The sequence below is a fragment of the Methanobrevibacter wolinii SH genome, assembly GCF_000621965.1.
In the GTDB taxonomy this organism is placed as follows: Archaea; Methanobacteriota; Methanobacteria; order Methanobacteriales; family Methanobacteriaceae; genus Methanarmilla; species Methanarmilla wolinii.
The window spans coordinates 1-3820 of record NZ_JHWX01000028.1 but is presented as its reverse complement, the minus strand read 5'-3'; the positions used below and the strand labels follow the sequence as shown (position 1 = coordinate 3820).

Annotated in this window: 5 protein-coding genes; all 5 read left to right on the top strand. The window is 24.5% G+C overall.

Annotated features, from left to right (window positions below):
- The first annotated feature begins 450 nt into the window (after positions 1–450).
- The 5 genes from purC to T523_RS03745 all read left to right on the top strand — a co-directional run bounded on the left by purC (position 451) and on the right by T523_RS03745 (position 3691).
- Positions 451–1191 carry a phosphoribosylaminoimidazolesuccinocarboxamide synthase gene (gene purC, locus T523_RS03765; protein ID WP_042707594.1) on the top strand — a complete coding sequence of 247 codons (741 nt, stop codon included), beginning with the start codon at positions 451–453 and terminating at the stop codon, positions 1189–1191.
- A gap of 259 nt (positions 1192–1450) precedes the next feature.
- The gene (gene purS, locus T523_RS03760; RefSeq protein ID WP_042707593.1) at positions 1451–1720 is read left to right on the top strand and encodes a phosphoribosylformylglycinamidine synthase subunit PurS; all 270 of its coding nucleotides are present in this window, start codon (positions 1451–1453) and stop codon (positions 1718–1720) included.
- A gap of 45 nt (positions 1721–1765) precedes the next feature.
- Positions 1766–2419, top strand: coding sequence for a phosphoribosylformylglycinamidine synthase subunit PurQ (gene purQ, locus T523_RS03755; RefSeq protein WP_042707592.1), 654 nt, complete (start codon positions 1766–1768; stop codon positions 2417–2419).
- 125 nt (positions 2420–2544) lie between these two features.
- Positions 2545–3285 (top strand): uroporphyrinogen-III C-methyltransferase, encoded by a 741-nt coding sequence (gene cobA, locus T523_RS03750; protein WP_042707591.1) that lies wholly within the window; start codon positions 2545–2547, stop codon positions 3283–3285.
- 40 nt (positions 3286–3325) lie between these two features.
- Positions 3326–3691 carry a DUF2304 domain-containing protein gene (locus tag T523_RS03745; RefSeq protein WP_269593518.1) on the top strand — a complete coding sequence of 122 codons (366 nt, stop codon included), beginning with the start codon at positions 3326–3328 and terminating at the stop codon, positions 3689–3691.
- Positions 3692–3820 lie beyond the last annotated feature (129 nt).

Sequence of the window (3820 nt, the reverse complement as noted above, 5' to 3'; positions counted from 1 at the left end):
GTATTATTAGGAACAATACTCATACAGAACTCCGATACATCAAAAACAGGCCTACAAAAGCTATCACAAATGTGAAAAATTCAGGCCCCTAAATAAATCATATTATTTAAATTTTGAGCTAAAATTAAAATAAATATATAAAAATATTATTAACTTATTATAAAAATCAAAAAATAATTTTAAATAAAAAAAATCATAAAATTATGACATTAAATAAAAAAACAAAGAGTATAATTTAAAAAATAAAATTGAAAATTAAAATTTAAATTAAATTAAGAAAAAAAACACAAAAACACAACACATAATAAAATCTAACCCAAACCAAGAAAAAAACATAAAAACATAATATATAATTATTATTAAAAATAAATTAAAATACAATATAAATTATTATTTATATTGTAAACTTAGTGATTATACTAATATTATATTAAATATTAGAGGATTAAAATGACTGAAAAAACTAATTTAATGTATACAGGAAAAGCTAAAAGTGTTTATGAAACTGATAATGATGATTATGTAATAGTTGAATTTAGAGATGATATGACTGCAGGTGATGGTGCAAGAAAAGAAACCATGGATAAAAAAGGTTATTACAATTCAATTATTACTGCTAAAATATTTGAAGTACTAGAATCACAAGGTATAGATACACAACTTATTGAACTTGAAAAACCAGGAACTCTTATAGTTAAAAAACTTGATATGATTCCTCTTGAAGTTATTGTACGTAATATAGCAACAGGAAGTTTAGTAAGAACATTCCCTATTGAAGATGGAACTAAACTTAATCCACCAATTATACAAACTGATTTTAAAAGTGATAAATTCCATGACCCTGCAATAAATGATTCTATTTCTAAAGCAATTGGTCTTGCAAGTCAAGAAGAACTTGACTTTATTAAAGAAACTGCACTTAAAATAAATGAAATTATGAAAAAAATGTTTTTAGATGTAGGTATCATCTTAGTTGATTTTAAAATAGAATTTGGTAAAGACAAAGAAGGTAAAATAATTCTTGGTGATGAAATTAGTCCAGATAGTTGTAGACTATGGGATAGTAAAACTATGGACATGTTAGATAAAGAATTATTTAGAAAAGGTCAAGATGATAAAGTAATGAGTGCTTATGAAGAAGTTTTCAACAGATTAATCACAGATGAAGACAAAGCAAAATGGAATTTATAAATTATTAGTTTTTAACTTATGAAAATAGAATTTATAATGAGTAATATTCTTATTTAGTTATAAAAATGTTAAATTATATAATTAAAGAATATTAAATCATTATACCTAATTTAAATCTTATAAATAAGATAAAACTTAATTTAATTAATATTATTATATAAAAACTAATTTAAAGCATTATAAAAACTTTAATTAAATTAATATTATTATATAAAATCTAAAATAATAAATCTTTAAAAACAAATAATGAGTGATTAAAATGATATTTGATATTGAAGTTAAAATTTCATTAAAAGATGGAATGTTAAATCCAGAAGCAAAAACAATTGAAAACTCACTTGGTTTACTTGGATATAAAGTAAATAATACAAAAACTCTTAATACAATTACTTTTGATATGGAAGGAGAAGATAGAGAAACCATAAGATCAGAAGTAGATGATATGTGTCAAAGATTACTTTGTAATCCTGTAATCCATAACTATAAAATCACAATTATTCCACGTAATAGTGCATGTGGTGACTGTTAAACTTAAGACTTTAAAAAGTCTTAAAAAATATATTTGAGGGATACTATGAAAATAGGAGTTATAAGATTTCCAGGATCTAATTGTGACAGAGATGTTTATCATGCATTAAAACTTGCTGGAGCAGAGCCATCTTATATTTGGTGGAAAGATGAAGATTTAACAGATTATGATGGAGTAGTAATTCCTGGAGGATTTTCATATGGAGATTATTTACGTGCAGGAGCAATAGCTTCTATTACTCCAGTTATTGATGGAGTAAAAGATCTTGTTAAAGAAGAAAAACCAGTACTTGGAATTTGTAATGGAGCACAAATTTTAGGAGAAATTGGACTTGTTCCTGGAATATTTATTACAAATGAATATCCTAAATTCAATTGTGAAACTACAAATTTAAAAGTTACAACAAATAGAAGCCCTTTTACTTCATATTATAAAAAAGGAGAAATTATAGAAATTCCTATTGCACATGCAGAAGGAAGATTCTATACTGAAGATATTGACTTATTACATGATCAAGATCAAATTCTATTCCAATTTGCAGATGAAAATCCAAATGGTTCTATAGAAAAAATAACAGGTATCTGTGATGAATCAGGCCTTGTTTGTGCAATGATGCCTCATCCAGAAAGAGCTTGTGAAGAAATATTAGGATCTACAGATGGACTTAAAGTCTTTAAAGGAATGATAGATAAATCATAATTTATATTATAATATATTAAAGAATTATAAATTAAAAATAAATTCAATTTATAAAATCTTTTAAAATAATTATAATTTAGATTATAAAAAACATCAAGAATAAATTCAATTTTTAAAGTGATAAAATGGTAGTATACTTAGTAGGAGCAGGACCTGGTGATGTAGATTTAATAACAGTGAAAGCTGTTAAAGTACTTAAAAAAGCAGATGTAGTATTATATGACTACCTTTCCAACAATGAAATATTAGAATATGCACCGGAAAATGCAAAAAAAATTTATGTTGGTAAAAAAGCAGGTTCCCACTACAAAAAACAAAATGAAATCAATGAACTTATTGTTAAAGAAGCACAAGATAAAACAAATAGCAAAAATGGAGAAAATCCAATTGTAGTACGTCTTAAAGGTGGAGATCCATTTGTATTTGGACGTGGTGGAGAAGAAATATTGGAACTTGCAAAAGCAGGAATTGACTTTGAAGTTATTCCTGGAGTTACTTCAGCTATTGGAGCTCCAACATCAATAGGTTTACCTATAACACATAGAGCTGTTTCAACATCATTTACAGTAGTTACTGGTCATGAAGATCCAACAAAACCAAATAAACAAGTTAAATGGGATTATACAGCAGATACTCTTATAATTCTTATGGGAATTGGAAATATAAAAGAAAATACTACTGAGATTATGAAATATCGTGATCCTAAAACACCAGCATGTGTAATAGAAAATGGTACATTATCAAATGAAAGAATAATTTTTGGAACATTAGATAATATTGCTCAAAAAGATATTAATACTCCTGCAATATTAATAATTGGAAATGTAATTGATGTTTTTAAAGATATGAATCATTTAAAAGAATAAAACACTTAAAAAGAAGCTTTTCTAAAAAGAGAGGGATAATATTTTTGGATTACAATTACCATTTCATTTATACCAATTAGGAACTATAATAATTGGAATAATTGCAATTTATGAAATGCATAAAAAGTATGAAAAACATGATATACATTTAGGTGCAGTATTTTTATGGGATTTATTTTGGATAATTGCAATTATCATTACATTCTTAGGTGATTTTACTACATTAATGAGTAATTACATTGGTTTTAAACGTGGTCTTGACTTAGCAATTACTGGTGCTATTGGAATTATTTTATATTTTACATATACAACATTAGAAAGAGTAAAAGATACTGAAGAAAATCTTAAAAAATTAGATAAAATCATTGATGAATTAAATGATAAAAAATCTAAAAACCAAGAATAAATTATAAAAATTATTCCATCTCTTTTTTTACTAAATTTTTATAATTAAAATAAATAATCCCCTTAAAAAATAATATAAACCTAGAAAAAAATAATTATAAACTAATTTTTACAATAATTAAAAAAAAAA

Excerpts from the sequence above, each read along its gene's own strand:
- purC (WP_042707594.1), top strand. The coding sequence starts at position 451 with ATGACTGAAAAAACTAATTTAATGTATACAGGAAAAGCTAAAAGTGTT.
- purS (WP_042707593.1), top strand. The coding sequence starts at position 1,451 with ATGATATTTGATATTGAAGTTAAAATTTCATTAAAAGATGGAATGTTA.
- purQ (WP_042707592.1), top strand. The coding sequence starts at position 1,766 with ATGAAAATAGGAGTTATAAGATTTCCAGGATCTAATTGTGACAGAGAT.
- cobA (WP_042707591.1), top strand. The coding sequence starts at position 2,545 with ATGGTAGTATACTTAGTAGGAGCAGGACCTGGTGATGTAGATTTAATA.